Annotated in this window: 15 protein-coding genes and 1 tRNA gene; 6 read left to right on the top strand and 10 right to left on the bottom strand. The window is 62.3% G+C overall.

Features of this window, described 5'->3' with window-relative positions; genetic code table 11:
* The 5 genes from NKJ06_RS18595 to NKJ06_RS18575 all read left to right on the top strand — a co-directional run bounded on the left by NKJ06_RS18595 (position 1) and on the right by NKJ06_RS18575 (position 5185).
* Positions 1-924 carry a carbohydrate ABC transporter permease gene (locus NKJ06_RS18595; protein WP_352627832.1) on the top strand — a complete coding sequence of 308 codons (924 nt, stop codon included), beginning with the start codon at positions 1-3 and terminating at the stop codon, positions 922-924.
* A 67-nt stretch (positions 925-991) separates the two neighbouring features.
* A complete protein-coding gene (locus tag NKJ06_RS18590) occupies positions 992-1279 on the top strand; it encodes a DUF2160 domain-containing protein (protein ID WP_127258932.1) in 288 nt (95 codons plus the stop codon).
* Positions 1280-1360: 81 nt separating this feature from the next.
* Positions 1361-3088 carry an ABC transporter substrate-binding protein gene (locus tag NKJ06_RS18585; RefSeq protein ID WP_352627831.1) on the top strand — a complete coding sequence of 576 codons (1728 nt, stop codon included), beginning with the start codon at positions 1361-1363 and terminating at the stop codon, positions 3086-3088.
* A 92-nt stretch (positions 3089-3180) separates the two neighbouring features.
* Positions 3181-4674, top strand: a complete 1494-nt coding sequence (gene glpK / locus NKJ06_RS18580) for a glycerol kinase GlpK (RefSeq protein WP_352627830.1) — start codon at positions 3181-3183, stop codon at positions 4672-4674.
* 34 nt (positions 4675-4708) lie between these two features.
* Positions 4709-5185, top strand: coding sequence for a DUF6882 domain-containing protein (locus NKJ06_RS18575; RefSeq protein WP_352627829.1), 477 nt, complete (start codon positions 4709-4711; stop codon positions 5183-5185).
* 84 nt (positions 5186-5269) lie between these two features.
* Here the strand turns inward: NKJ06_RS18575 and NKJ06_RS18570 are convergent, their stop codons facing one another.
* A complete protein-coding gene (locus NKJ06_RS18570) occupies positions 5270-5737 on the bottom strand; it encodes a BA14K family protein (protein WP_352627828.1) in 468 nt (155 codons plus the stop codon).
* A gap of 252 nt (positions 5738-5989) precedes the next feature.
* Here NKJ06_RS18570 and NKJ06_RS18565 point away from each other — a divergent pair.
* Positions 5990-6065 (top strand) — tRNA-Lys (locus NKJ06_RS18565).
* Positions 6066-6189: 124 nt separating this feature from the next.
* Here the strand turns inward: NKJ06_RS18565 and NKJ06_RS18560 are convergent.
* From NKJ06_RS18560 to plsY, 9 genes are all read right to left on the bottom strand, one after another.
* Positions 6190-6660 carry a nucleoside deaminase gene (locus NKJ06_RS18560; RefSeq protein WP_352627827.1) on the bottom strand — a complete coding sequence of 157 codons (471 nt, stop codon included), beginning with the start codon at positions 6658-6660 and terminating at the stop codon, positions 6190-6192.
* A 149-nt stretch (positions 6661-6809) separates the two neighbouring features.
* Positions 6810-7871, bottom strand: coding sequence for an ABC transporter ATP-binding protein (locus NKJ06_RS18555; RefSeq protein WP_352627826.1), 1062 nt, complete (start codon positions 7869-7871; stop codon positions 6810-6812).
* A 36-nt stretch (positions 7872-7907) separates the two neighbouring features.
* Positions 7908-8729, bottom strand: a complete 822-nt coding sequence (locus NKJ06_RS18550; protein ID WP_352627825.1) for a carbohydrate ABC transporter permease — start codon at positions 8727-8729, stop codon at positions 7908-7910.
* Positions 8730-9668, bottom strand: a complete 939-nt coding sequence (locus NKJ06_RS18545) for a carbohydrate ABC transporter permease (protein ID WP_352627824.1) — start codon at positions 9666-9668, stop codon at positions 8730-8732.
* Positions 9668-11005 carry an ABC transporter substrate-binding protein gene (locus NKJ06_RS18540; protein ID WP_352606190.1) on the bottom strand — a complete coding sequence of 446 codons (1338 nt, stop codon included), beginning with the start codon at positions 11003-11005 and terminating at the stop codon, positions 9668-9670. Before NKJ06_RS18540 ends, NKJ06_RS18545 begins: the two co-directional genes overlap by 1 nt.
* A 62-nt stretch (positions 11006-11067) precedes the next feature.
* Positions 11068-11727, bottom strand: a complete 660-nt coding sequence (locus NKJ06_RS18535; RefSeq protein WP_352627823.1) for a GntR family transcriptional regulator — start codon at positions 11725-11727, stop codon at positions 11068-11070.
* Positions 11728-11750: 23 nt separating this feature from the next.
* A complete protein-coding gene (locus NKJ06_RS18530; RefSeq protein WP_352627822.1) occupies positions 11751-12635 on the bottom strand; it encodes a dihydrodipicolinate synthase family protein in 885 nt (294 codons plus the stop codon).
* Between the two features lie 151 nt (positions 12636-12786).
* Positions 12787-13926 (bottom strand): DNA-processing protein DprA, encoded by a 1140-nt coding sequence (gene dprA, locus NKJ06_RS18525; RefSeq protein ID WP_352627821.1) that lies wholly within the window; start codon positions 13924-13926, stop codon positions 12787-12789.
* A complete protein-coding gene (plsY, locus tag NKJ06_RS18520; RefSeq protein ID WP_352627820.1) occupies positions 13923-14510 on the bottom strand; it encodes a glycerol-3-phosphate 1-O-acyltransferase PlsY in 588 nt (195 codons plus the stop codon). Before plsY ends, dprA begins: the two co-directional genes overlap by 4 nt.
* Positions 14511-14544: the final 34 nt, after the last annotated feature.

Below are 14544 nucleotides of genomic sequence, written 5' to 3'. Positions count from 1 at the left end.
ATGAGCGGCGCCAACGAAAGAACGACGAGGCAGGAAAGAGTGAGCGAAACGACGGCTTCGGAAGGACTTGCCAGCGCAATGTCGCAGGACCAGATCGCGCGGCTGATGCGCCGTCGCGGCGAGGAATCGCGCTGGTGGTGGATCGTGCCGACGGTCTACATCATCGTGCTGTTGCTGCCGATCTACTGGCTCATCAATATGAGCTTCAAGACCAATGCCGAGATCGTCTCCTCGCTGACGCTGTATCCGCATCAGCCTACGATCGCCAATTACGTCACCATCTTCACCGATGCATCCTGGTATTCGGGCTACATCAACTCGATCACCTATGTGGTGATGAACATGGTGATCTCGGTGGCAGCGGCGCTGCCGGCGGCCTACGCCTTCTCGCGTTATCGCTTCCTCGGCGACAAGCACCTGTTTTTCTGGCTGCTGACCAACCGGATGGCGCCACCGGCGGTGTTCGCGCTGCCCTTCTTCCAGCTCTATTCGGCCTTCGGCCTGATCGACACCCACATCGCCGTCGCGCTGGCGCATTGCCTGTTCAACGTGCCGCTGGCGGTGTGGATCCTCGAAGGCTTCATGTCGGGCGTGCCGAAGGAAATCGACGAGACCGCCTATATCGACGGCTACTCGTTCCCGCGCTTCTTCGTCAGGATCTTCATGCCGCTGATCGCGAGCGGCATCGGCGTCGCCTGCTTCTTCTGCTTCATGTTCTCGTGGGTGGAACTGCTTATCGCCCGCACGCTGACCACGACCGACGCCAAGCCGATCGCCGCCACCATGACCCGCACGGTCTCGGCCGCCGGCATGGACTGGGGCCTGCTCGCCGCCGCCGGCGTGCTGACGCTGATCCCCGGCGCGCTGGTCATCTGGTTCGTGCGCAACTACATCGCCAAGGGCTTCGCCCTGGGGAGGGTTTGATGAAACGAACGCAGAAGTTCGCGCGCAACACCATCGCCAAGGGCTTCACCCCGGGGAGGGTTTGGTCATGAATTTCGACCTCACCTGGATGGCATGGACCTGGCCGACCGCGGCCTTCTTCGGGACCATCCTTCTGCTGCTGTGCGGCATGGCGGCGTGGGAATATGCCTCGCCGGGCGGCAATCCGCGCGTCGGCGTGCTGCGTTTCGAGACAACGCGCGGCGACCGTCTCTTCCTCTCGCTGCTTGGCAGCGCCTTTATCCATCTCGCTTGGTTGGGTCTCGTCGGATCCAACCTGTGGTGGGCTCTCGCTCTCTCCGTGGTCTACGCCGTTGGCGTGTTCCGCTACGTATAGAGGGGGAAACTGTTGGAGCGACCGCGTGCCGGCGGCCGCTCCAGATCGCACTTGAAACCTTAAAACAGTGGAGGAAACACAATGCGACGGCAATTTTTAACATCAACGACTGCGCTTGTCCTATTGCTCGGGGTTGGCAACGCCTATGCCGGTATGGACGAGGCGAAAGCCTTCCTGGACAAGGAAATCGGTCCGCTTTCGACGCTCGACCGCGCCGGCCAGGAAGCCGAAATGCAGTGGTTCATCGATGCCGCGAAGCCTTTCGCCGGCATGGACATCAAGGTCGTTTCGGAAACCATCGCCACGCACCAGTATGAATCGCAAGTGCTGGCGCCGGCCTTTACTGCCATCACCGGCATCAAGATCACGCATGACGTCATCCAGGAAGGCGACGTCGTCGAGAAGATCCAGACCCAGATGCAGACCGGCCAGAACCTTTATGACGGCTGGGTCAACGATTCCGACCTGATCGGCACCCACTGGCGCTACCAGCAGGTGCGCAATTTGACCGACTGGATGGCTGGCGACGGCAAGGACGTCACCAATCCGAACCTCGACCTGAAGGACTTCATCGGCACCTCGTTCACGACCGCGCCCGACAAGAAGCTCTACCAGCTTCCCGACCAGCAGTTCGCGAACCTCTACTGGTTCCGGTACGACTGGTTCAACGACGAGAAGAACAAGGCCGACTTCAAGGCCAAGTACGGTTACGACCTCGGCGTTCCAGTCAACTGGTCGGCCTATGAGGATATCGCCGAGTTCTTCACCGGCCGAGAGATCGACGGCAAGAAGGTCTATGGCCACATGGACTACGGCAAGAAGGATCCGTCGCTCGGCTGGCGGTTCACTGACGCCTGGTTGTCCATGGCCGGCAACGGCGACAAAGGCCTCCCGAACGGTCTGCCCGTCGACGAATGGGGCATCAAGGTCGATGAGAACTCGCGACCGGTCGGCTCCTGCACGGCGCGCGGCGGCGACACCAACGGCCCAGCTGCCGTCTATTCGATCCAGAAATACCTCGACTGGCTGAAGGCCTACGCTCCGGCGGAAGCCCAGGGCATGACCTTCTCCGAATCCGGCCCGGTTCCGGCTCAGGGCGCGGTCGCGCAGCAGATCTTCTGGTACACCGCCTTCACCGCCTCGATGGTCGATGCCGGCGCCAAGGCAGTGCTGAACGACGACGGTACGCCCAAGTGGCGCATGGCGCCGTCGCCGCATGGCGTCTACTGGAAGGACGGCATGAAGCTCGGCTATCAGGACGTGGGTTCCTGGACTCTGATGAAGTCGACCCCAACCGACCGCGCCAAGGCCGCATGGCTTTACGCGCAGTTCGTCACCTCGAAGACCGTCGACGTGAAGAAGAGCCATGTCGGCTTGACCTTCATCCGCGAGAGCACGATCCACGACAAGAGCTTCACCGAGCGCGCTCCGAAGCTCGGCGGCCTGATCGAGTTTTACCGCTCGCCGGCGCGCGTCCAGTGGTCGCCGACCGGTACCAACGTGCCTGACTATCCGAAGCTGGCACAGCTCTGGTGGCAGGCGATCGGCGATGCTTCGTCGGGCGCCAAGACGGCGCAGGAAGCGATGGACTCGCTCTGCGGTGAGCAGGAAAAGGTGATGAGCCGCATCGAGAAGTCGGGCGTCCAGGGCGATATCGGCCCGAAGATGGCCGAAGAGCATGACCTCGCCTACTGGAACGCCGACGCGGTCAAGAAAGGCAATCTCGCTCCTCAGCTGAAGATCGAGAACGAGAAGGAAAAGCCGATCACCATCAACTACGACGAACTGGTGAAAAGCTGGCAGAAGTAGCATTGTCTATGCGGGCGTTCGCGCCCGTGTGAAATTGGGGGAGGCGGCTCGTTGCCGTCTCCCCTCTTTGTATCGAGACGGAGGGCGCTGGAATGAGCGGTTTTGTGCTGGCAATCGACCAGGGAACGACTTCGACACGGGCGATCCTGTTCGACGGTCAGATGAAGGTCGTCGGCAGCGGGCAGAAGGAATTCACCCAGCATTATCCGGCCTCCGGCTGGGTCGAGCACGATCCCGAGGATATCTGGGCGAGTGTCGTGTCTACCGTGAAGGCGGCATTGAAGAAGGCCGGCCGAAATGCTTCCGAGGTGGCCGCGCTCGGTATCACCAACCAGCGCGAGACCGTCGTCATCTGGGACAGGGCGACCGGCAAGCCGATCCACAACGCCATCGTCTGGCAGGACCGGCGCACCGCGCCACTGTGCCAGAAACTGAAGAAGCAGGGCCTGGAGAAGAAGTTCACCCGCAAGACCGGCCTGCTGCTCGATCCCTATTTTTCAGGCACCAAGATCGCCTGGATGCTCGACAAGGTGAAGGGCGCTAGAAAGCGCGCCGAGAAAGGCGAATTGCTGGCTGGCACCATCGACAGCTTCCTGATCTGGCGGCTGACCGGCGGCAAGGTCCACGCGACGGACGCCACCAACGCCTCGCGCACGCTGGTCTACAACATCGCTGAGAATGCCTGGGACGACGAGCTGCTGGCCATTCTCAACATCCCGTCAAAAATGCTTCCCGAGGTAAAAGACTGTGCCGATGATTTTGGAATCACGGAGAAAAACCTCTTCGGCGCCGAGATAAGAATCCTCGGCGTTGCCGGCGACCAGCATGCGGCGACCATTGGCCAAGCCTGCTTCGAGCCAGGCATGATGAAATCGACCTACGGCACCGGCTGTTTTGCGCTGCTCAACACAGGCAGCGATCTGGTGCGCTCGAAAAACCGACTGCTGACCACCATCGCCTATAGGCTGAACGGCAAGACGACCTACGCGCTGGAAGGCTCGATCTTCATCGCCGGTGCTGCCGTCCAATGGCTGCGTGATGGCATCAAGGTGATCGGCAAGGCCGAGCAGAGCGGCAAATTGGCGGCCGAGGCTGATCCGACGCAAAACGTCTATCTGGTGCCCGCCTTCGTCGGGCTGGGCGCGCCGCATTGGGATGCCGAAGCACGCGGCGCCATCTTTGGGCTGACCCGCAATTCCGGCCCGGCGGAGTTTGCCCGCGCGGCCCTGGAAGCCGTGGCCTACCAGACACGCGACCTGCTCGACGCCATGCGCAAGGACTGGAAGGGCGCCTCAGCCAAGACCGTGCTTCGGGTCGACGGCGGGATGGTAGCGTCCGACTGGACCATGCAGCGCCTCGCCGACATCCTCGATGCACCGGTCGACCGCCCGACCATTCTGGAGACGACCGCGCTGGGCGCCGCATGGCTGGCTGGCTCTAAAGCGGGCGTGTGGCCGGATGCCAAGAAGTTCGCGAAAAGCTGGGCGCTGGAGCGACGATTCCAGCCGGACATGGATGGCTCCGTGCGCATAGCCAAGCTTGCCGGCTGGCGCGATGCTGTTCGCAGAACGCTGAGCGTGCAATAAGCACCCGTGAGGTGATGAGTGATGGGGCGAGGGGATGAAGCCAGACTGGTATCCTGCGTGGCGCGACGAGGCTATCGAACAGCTGAATGCCAAGAATGACCGGTTGAACAAAGATTTCCACCTCGGCAGCTGGTCGCGCTATGACTATGATCTTAAGGCTGGAAAGCTTCTGTTCTCGGATGAAGGAGGCGTCAAGATCGTTACCGAGATCCAGATTGCGGGCTCTACGAGCGCCAAGGCCAGCAACTGGCTGTGGGCGTGGGCAAATTCGAATTTGCCCGGCGAGCTACTCAGCGACGCCAGGCTGGTTCGCTCCTTCGGCGAGAAGAACAGCATAGATGAGTTGACGCAGGCCTACGTGACGGACGCCGACAATGACCTGGAAGCGCTAGGCTGGGAATTGACTGGAGCGATGGCTCGAATTTGCGATGCTCTTGGGGCCTACCGTTCACCGCGTGGTGAGGGTGGAGCGCTATATTTGATTTTTAAGAGCATCAACTGGGCGATCTGACAACGGCTTTCCCGCTTAGGTATCTCGATAGAAAGCCCGCGCTGTTTCCGGCGCGGGCTTTTTACTCAGCACTCACACTTTGGATCAGTAAGGCGAACGGCACTCTCGGCGAGGGCCGTAATTCGGCTGGAACGTGTTGTCCGAAGCACGGTAGCTGCGATAGTGGTCGTAGCACCACTGCACATGCGAGTTGCCTTCATAGACACGATTGCGTTCATTGTTGATGATGGCGCCGGTGATCAGCGCGCCGGTAGCGAAGGCCGCGAGCGGGAACCAATAATCGCCGTGACGACGGTAGCCGGGGCGATATTCGCGATAGCCGCGATGGCCGTTCCAATACGCGCCGCGATTGCGGGAAAAATTGCGGTCACGCGAAAAACTGCGATTGTAGCGGTTCTTGCGCCACTCCTGGTACTGGACTGTCTGCACATCCGGCACCGCGACCTGGGATTGCGGCACATAGTTCGGTTGGGCGTTGACGGGCACTGCCTCCGCCGCAACGAATGTGGCCGAGAGCGTGGCTGCCAGCATACCCACTGTGATTCTGTTCATTGCTCTTCTCCTCGAGGGTTAGCGGACGTCCCCGTGCTGGAAAAACGAGTGGCCTATGCAATTGTTCCCGAGACAGGATGCCGCTGCGGGCTAAACGGCTGAGCTCCTTAGTTGCTCTCTCCGCTGATGCGACGAGAGAGTGCCGCGACGAGGCGAAGCCACCGTGTTTACGAACCCTCTTTTTCCGGTTGACCGGTCGAGGCACTCTCCCTATGTTCCGCGCAATTTCGAGGGCGGCTTTTGAGCCCGCGGGAGCGCGTAGCTCAGCCGGTAGAGCAACTGACTTTTAATCAGTAGGTCATGGGTTCGAATCCCATCGCGCTCACCAAATCGTTATAAATCCTCCATAGCCAGCGGGGAGACTTTCCCATGCGCACGGCAGCAGCATTACGGCTCCGATCGATCCGACGGCTGTTGCCATTGACCGGGGTTTGCCGACTGGCACGAAGCCGTCAGCGGTTCCAGAAATCGCGGTGCGGCGCGAGCAGTTCGTCCGCGATTTCGGGGAAGGGGCCAAAGACCTCGATCTTTTTCTGGCCGGAGTCGAGCACGGTGCGCGAAGAGAGGCTCATCGTCGGATTCTCCGCGTGATCCCCGGTGAGCGCCAAGAGTTTGGCCTCCTCGTAGCCGTAGACTAGCCGGCCGATATTCGCCCAGTAGAGCGTTCCGGTGCACATCGCGCAGGGCTCACCGGTTGAGACCAGCGTGCAGGTCCAGAGGAACTCCGGCTCGTAGGCCGCCGCGGCGCGCCGGGCGAGTTCGGTCTCGGCGTGACGCACCGTGTCGAGATTGCCCTGGCGCATGAGGATGCGGTCGTCGGGCCCGACCAGGACGGCGCCGAAGGGATGGTGCCCATGCGCCGCCGCCTCGCTTGCGACGTCACCGGCGGCGCGGAGGTGGGTGAGCATCTGATCGCGGGTCATTGCAAAATCCTGTCGCAATTGCAAAATCCTGTCGCACCGGCATCCACCCGATGAGCGGCTCTTTGAGCCGAGACTGCTGCCAAGCGACGCGAGTGGCAAGAGCTAACCCGTCGCTTGAGACCTTTGCGCGGGGATATCGGACCTTTGCCCTACAATCGCCGGCCGGTCTTGGCATCGAACAGGTGAGCACAGGCACGATCGATCTCGATCCGCATCTGCTCGCCCTGCTTCAGCGCAAGCCGTTCCCGGAAAAGGCAGGAGATTTCTTCGCCGGCGCAGTCGACCCGTGCGAAGATTTCCGAACCGGTGGCTTCCAGAAGCACGATCGTGCCGGCAATACCCCGGGAAGTCGTTGCTCGGATATGTTCGGGACGGATGCCGTAGATGAGTTCACCCGCGGGAATTTTTGCCAAGTTGATGCCTTCCGGCAGCGGCAAGGTCAGTCCACCGGTGCTGCGGAACACGCTTTCCTCGACGTGGCCGGTGATGAAGTTCATGGCCGGAGAGCCGATGAAGCCGGCAACGAAGAGATTGGCAGGGCGGTCGTAAAGGTCGAGCGGCGCGCCGATCTGCTCGACGAGGCCGTCGTGCAGCACGACGATCTTGTCGGCCATGGTCATGGCCTCGATCTGGTCATGCGTGACATAGATGGTGGTGGTACCCAGCCGCTGGTGCAGCGCCTTGATCTCGCCGCGCATCTGGACGCGCAATTTGGCGTCGAGATTGGACAGCGGCTCGTCGAACAGGAAAACCTGCGGATCGCGCACGATCGCGCGGCCCATGGCGACGCGCTGGCGCTGGCCGCCGGAGAGCTGGCGCGGGTAACGGTCGAGCAGCTTGTCGAGGCCCAGAATGCTGGCGGCTCGGCCGACGCGGCTGGCGGTATCGGCCGGATCGGCTTTCTTGATCTTCAGGGCAAATCCCATATTGTCTGCCACCGTCATATGCGGATAGAGCGCGTAGTTCTGGAACACCATGGCGATATTCCTGTCCCGTGCCCGCAGATTGTTGACGATGCGGTCGCCAATGGCGATCCTGCCGCCTGAGATCGTTTCAAGGCCGGCGATCATGCGCAGCAGCGTCGACTTTCCGCAGCCCGACGGGCCGACGAGGATGACGAACTCGCCATCGGCGATGTCGACGCTGACATCGTGAATGATCTTGGCCGTTCCGAAAGCCTTCTGCACGTTGTTGATTGTTACCGAAGCCATTGGGTTTCCTCGAAAAAGTTTGATGTCGGGTAGCGCTCAGCCGCCCTTGACGGCGCCGGCGGTCAGTCCGGCGACAATCTGCCTTTGTGCGAACATGGTCAGAACCAGCACCGGCAGCGTCACCACCAGGGCCGCGGCGGCGAGCGGACCCCAGCTCACCTGCTCGTAGGAGAGCATGTTGTAGACGGCGACCGGCAGCGTGCGCGTCTCGCGGCTGGCGAGCACCACGCCGAAGACGAAATTGTTCCATGAGAAGATGACGGACAAGATGAAGGCGACCACGATGCCCGGCTTGGCGATGGGCAAAGCGACCAGCCGGAACACCTGCCAGGAGCAGGCGCCGTCGATGTTGGCCGCCTCCTCCAGTTCCATCGGCGTGGTCTCGAAATAGCCGATCATCACCCAGACCACGATCGGCACCGTCACCACCAGATGGATGATGATCTGCGGCCACAGCGTCCCGAGAATGCCGACCCATTGGAACAGCAGGAAAAGCGGGATGAGATAGGAAAGCCCCGGCGTCATGCGGGCGATCATGATGACGACCGCCGATCGTTCGGCCTTGAGCCGTGCGATGCCATAGCCGGCCGGGACGCCGATCAGGAGTGCCAAAAGTGTCGCCGTGCCGGTCACCAGAACCGAATTCCAGAGATAGAGCAGGAAATTGTTTTCCTCGAACACCTTTGCGTAGTTCGACCAGGCGAGATGTTCGGGGACCAGGATCGGCGGGTAGGCGCCGTTGTCGATCTCGAATTTCAGCGACAGCGAGATCATCCAGAGGAAGAACAGGATCGCCGGCGAGACGAAGACCAGGGCCGCGAAAAACAGCCCGACCTGATTGAGCAGCCGTGAACTCATCTATTTGCCCTCCACGCCGATCCACTGGGAGCGCTGGCGCAGCATCAAGAGGATGAAGGACAGGGCGACGATAACGATGAAGAACACCACGGCCATGGCCGAGCCATAGCCGATGTCGTAGTAGGAGAAGGCGGTGTTGTAGAGATAGATGTTGATGGTTTCCGAGGCCGTGCCCGGTCCGCCCTGGGTCATGGCGTAGATGATGTCGAAACTCTTCAGCGCATCGATGGTGCGGATGATCACCGCGATCATCAGGAACGGCGCGATCATCGGCAAAGTGAGATAGCAGAATTGCTGCCAGGCATTGGCGCCATCGATTTCGGCGCTCTCGAACGGCTCGCGCGGCACGGACGCCAGGCCGCCAAGCACGATCAGCATCACCAGCGGTGTCCACTGCCAGGTCTCGACCGCAACCAACGACGGAATGACCGTGTTGGCGTTGAAGATCCATTCCTGCGCCGGGATGCCGATCAGCGACAAAAGGTAGTTGAGGACGCCGAGCTGGGGATGGAACATCATCGTCCAGACCAGCGCCACGGCGACGGGCGTCGCCATCATCGGCATCACGAAGACGCCGCGCAACAGGCCGCGCAGCGGAAACCTGGCGTCGAAGATCAGGGCGGCGATGGTGCCAAGCAGCATCGGCGCGGCAACCGAGAGGAAGGTGTAGCTCAAGGTATGGAGCAGCGATTCCCAGAAGCGTTGGTCGACCGCCAGCCGCAGATAATTCTCCATCCCGGCAAAGCTTCGCGACTGGCCGAGCGTCCAGCGGTTGACGCTCATCCACAGCGTGAAGGCCCAGGGAAAGACGATCACTGCGCCGACGACGACGAGCGCCGGAACGACGAAAGGCCAGTAGTTGGGAGCCAGCCGGATCGTCTGGCTCCCTTCGATGGCTTGCGTCGTCACCCCGGTGCGTTCTGGGGTGGTGGCGGACATCAGCCTTGCTCGCTCCTGTCGAGGACCGGCTGGAACTGCTCGGTGGCCTTCTTCAGCTCCTCGGCGGGATCGGCGCCGGCGATCAAATTGGTCAGCGCAACTCCATAGATGTCGCGGAATTCGGTGACCGGGATGATGACCGGCAGCGACAGCCGGCTAACATTGCCGGAGCCGACCACCGCATCGAGCCAGCTCGCCGGCATGGTGACGCCTTCGCGCACCTTGGGATCTTCAAGCACCGATTTGCGAAACGGGACGCCGGCGCCTGCCTGCAGCAGCCGCGCGCCCATGGCCGGCGACACTGCCCACTGACAGAACAGATAGGCGGCCTCCTTCTTCTCGCTGGCGGCCGTCACGCCGATGCCGTCGCCGAAGGTGCCCGCGGCGTGCGCCTTGGGACCCTTGGGCATGACGCCATAGCCGACCTTGCCGACCACTCGCGACTTTTCCGGATTTTCCATCGGCGGGGCAAAGCCGACGCCGTCGAACCACATGCCGATCTTGCCTTGCAGGAAGGCGGACTGCGCTTCGGCCCAGTTGAAGCCGGTGACGCCTGGAGGCGCGGACTTGGTCATCAGCCGCTGGTAGAGGCCGGCGGCCTCGATCGCCTCGGGCGACGTCGTGCGCAGCTTGCCCTGACCATCGAGTGGCGTCATGTCGTAGCCAAGCATGAGCGACGTCCACACCGGTGTGTTGGCGTTCTTGATGCCACGGGCGACGAAACCGTAGGTGTTGGTCGACGGGTCGGTCAGCGCCTCCGCTGCGGCCACCAGTTGCTCGAAGGTTTCAGGGTATTTGAGCCCCTTGGCCTCGAACAGTTCCTTGTTCCAGTAGAGGATCCAGTAGTCGACCGAGAAGGGCAGCGAACGCAGCACGCCCTGGCCGTCCTTGGCGAACAGCATGCCGGCATCGGCGAAATCGCTTTCGACCAGCCCGGGATCGGTAAGGGTAGGATCGGTGAGATAGCCTGATATGTCTGCCAGCCAGCCGCCCTTTTCGAACTGCCGCTTTTGCACATGATAGCTCAGATGCACGACGTCGAAGCTCGGCTTGCCGGAGCTCAGCTCGATCACCGTCTTCTGGCGCTGCTGCTGCTCGGGCGTCGCCTCGGCATTGACCTTGATACCGGTCAACTCCTCGAACTCGGCGAGATATTTTATGAGGGTGTCGCTGCGCGGGCTTTTGACCAGATTGACGTCGAGCGTCGTGCCGGCGAAGCGCTTCCAGTCGACGCCGGCGGCAAAGCCCGGGCGGACGCCCGCAATGCCGGCGGCGGCAAGGGCCGCGGTTCCTTGAAGGAGTTGCCTCCTGGTTGGGTTGAACAGATTGGACGACATTTCTTCCTCCCGGTTGCTGTCGTTGTCGATTGCACCGCGACCGCGGTGCGGCTCATGGTTCCTCAGATTTGCAGCGCCAGCCGGCGCGCCTTGTCAATGTGCAGGCTGATCGCCTCGACCGCCTTCTGCGGGTCGCGGCTCTCCATGGCTTCGATGACCGCGAGGTGCTCGCGCATGACCGGCACGACGCGCCCGTCGATGCGGAAGCGCTCCTGATGGATCAGACGGATCTTCACCGAGTTGACCAGATAGGCCTTGGCGATGATCTCGTTGCCCAGCGCATCGATGAAGGTGTCGTGCATCGCCCAGTCGATGCTTTGGGCCTTGGCTTCCATTTCGGGCGTCGGCGCCTGCGAAAGGGCTTGCGCCAGCATCTCCTCATGTTCGCGCCGCAGGCGGGCAAGTTCCTCATCGGAGGCGCTGGTGGTGAACAGCGCCACCGCTTCGCGCTCCATGAACAGGCGGAACTGAAAAGCCTCGCGGATTAGGCTGATGTCGATATGAGCGATCTGCATGCCGCGCTGCGGGATCGTCGTCAGTAGCCCTTCGGCCTCGAGACGCGGCACGATTTCGCGAATGGCGCCGAGCGGCAATCCGGTGAAGGCAACCAGCTCGCGCTGCGACACGAACTGGCCCGGCAGCAGATCGCGGGCCAGCAAATGCCGCGTGAAGCTGGCATAGGCTTTTTCCCTGAGGGTGGTCGGTTCGCTGCCGTCTTCCATTTCAGCGCGCTTCCCTTTGCCGATCAGGCTGATTCCCTGGCAAACAGACTGTCATAGGCGGCGGCAAGCTGTTGGCGCCCCTGCGAAGCGATCGGCTCCAGCGGAGGGCGGACCGCCAGCCAGCGATCGTCGCCAGTCTTGCGCGCCACCATGACCTTCACCGCCGGAGTGACCGGGTATTTAAGCAATTCGAGCACGAAACGCTCGACGCGGGTATCATCGCGCCCATCCTCGGCCATGGCGCGGATTTCGCCGGTGGCGAAATTGGCCATGCCGGAGATTGCGCCTTGAGCACCAATTCGCACCGCTCGCGCCAGATGCCGCTCATCACCGATCAGGATCACCAGATCGCCATGGGCGCTTAGCAGCTCCTCGCTGTAGCTCCAGTCTCCGCCGGAATCCTTGACCCCGGCAACGACATCCGGAAAGGCGGTGCGCAAGCGGCCGATCAGGCCAAGCGAGAGCTGCACCATCGTGACCGACGGGATGTTGTAGAGCAGCACGCCGCGGGCGAGGGGACCGAGCGCGGCAAAGACAGCGGAAAACCAGCCAAAAAGACCGTCCTCACCGACATTCTTGAAGTAGCTCGGCGGTGCAAGCAGAATGTTGCGGGCGCCGCGTTGCAAGGCATGTCGGGCCTGTTCGGCGGCATCTTCGGCCGCATCGACCAGCACGCCGGCAACAAGTTGATGCGGCAAGATCCCGGCAGCCAGCATGGCTTCGGTCACCGAATGCCGCTCCACGGCGCCCACCGACGCGCCTTCGCCGGTGGTGCCGAAAAGCGTAACGCTGCTGCACCCCTCGGCCAGACAACGCCTGGCCTGGGCAACCATGAGGGCGGTGGCGATCTGCCCGGAGGCATCAAAAGGTGTGGCGAGTGCGGCTGAAAGGCCAAAGCGTGATGTCACCGGGAAGTCTCCGAAAGGATGTTCGAAGGCAGTGATAGCTCACTAACATGTCAGTTGTAAATTGGGTTGATGCGTTTTTCTGGCCCACCGCATAGAGATAGCGAGTTCTCTTTCCGGGATGCGAACAGCGTCGCACCGAAGGTGTCTCGAGTCAGATGGAAGAATCCCCAAATACCAGCGATACATGTCCGCCGGCATGGCGCTCGAGGCGGCCGGCGAGGTCGAGCTCCAGGAGCACCATGAAGACCTGGGCCGGGTGCAAGGCGGTGTGGCGGATGATCTCGTCGATCGGCACGGGCGTCGGGCCGAGCGTCTCGATGATTCGGGCGCGATCGCTTTCGCCGGGCGGCGGCGTGACCGAGAAGTCGGGCGGCTCTTCGAACGGCGGCACGTCGGGCGCCCGCATGCCGGTCAGCGGGGCAATCGCCCTGGAAATGTCCGATGCCTCAGTGACCAGGGTGGCGCCGTCCTTGAGCAGGCCGTTGGTGCCGGCGGCGCGTGGGTCGAGCGGTGAGCCCGGGACGGCGAAGACCAGCCGGCCCATTTCGCCCGCGAGCCTGGCGCTGATCAACGATCCCGAGCGTTGTGCTGCCTCGACAACCACCAGCCCAAGGGCCGCGCCCGCGACGAGGCGGTTGCGGCGCGGGAAATCCTGTGCGCGCGGCTGCCAGCCGAACGGCATTTCCGATATGACGGCGCCGCGCTCAGCGATTTCCCCGCACAAGCCGGCATTTTCGGGCGGGTAGGGCAGGTCGAGGCCACCAGCCAGAACACCGATCGTACCGGTCGCAAGACTGCCCTGATGCGCCGCCGTGTCGATGCCGCGCGCCAGGCCGGAGACGATTGCGTAGCCGTCGCGTCCGAGTTCCGCCGCCAGCATGCGCGCCATCTTGATGCCGGCCAGCGATGCGTTGCGGGCGCCCACGATGGCGACCCCCGGCAGCCGGAACACTGCGGCATTGCCTTTGACCGCCAGCAGCGGTGGCGGATTGTCCATGTTGCGCAAAAGCGGCGGATAGTCTGTCTCACCGATGCCGACAAAGCGCGCGCCAGCCTTTCGGGCTGTCTCCAACTCGGCCTCGGCTTCGGCAATGGAAGGAATGCGGGCGATGCGTTTGGCGCCGCCTGAAATCATCAGCTCCGGCAGTATTTCGAGCGCCACTTCGGCTGAACCGAAGCGGTTGATCAGGTCGCGAAAAGAGGCGGGACCGACATTCTGGGTGCGGATAAGCCGCAGCCAGCTCAGCCGCTGCCGGTCGCTGAGGCGCGGCCCGGCAGCCGGCTCGCTCACTCCCTAGCTCCGATCTTGCCCTCGGTGCCGGCACGCAGGCGTGAAATGTTTTCCCGGTGCTTGATAAAAACGATGATGCTCATCACCACGAACAGGGCAGCATTCTGCGGCGTGCTCAACAGATAGAGGGCGATCGGCACGACGACGGCCGCCGTCAGCGCCGCCAGCGAGGAATAACGGAACAGGAATGCCATCACCAGCCAGACGACGGCGAAGATCAGTGCCACCTGCCAGGCAAGGCCGATCAGCACGCCGAGATAAGTCGCGACGCCCTTGCCGCCCTTGAAACCCAGCCATACCGGGAAGAGATGGCCGAGAAAGGCGCCAAGGCCTGCCCAGATCGCCAGTTCAGGCGAAAAATGGCCTGATATCAGCACGGCGGCCGTGCCCTTCAGCGCGTCGAGCAGCAGCGTCGCGGCGGCAAGGCCCTTGTTGCCGGTGCGCAGAACATTGGTGGCGCCGATGTTGCCGGAGCCGATCTTGCGCACATCGCCAAGGCCAGCCGCGCGGGTGAGCAGCAGCCCGAACGGAATCGAGCCAAGAAAATAGCCAAACACGAGAGCTAGGATAAGGCTGTAAGTCATTGTTTCCCCGCGTTTCCCCCAGGCTGGCCGGATC

Origin of the sequence: Mesorhizobium sp. M0293, from assembly GCF_040321735.1 — a bacterium.
Lineage (GTDB): Bacteria > Pseudomonadota > Alphaproteobacteria > Rhizobiales > Rhizobiaceae > Mesorhizobium.
Note: the sequence above shows the minus strand (reverse complement) of the source record. Positions and strands in the feature narration are given on the sequence as shown.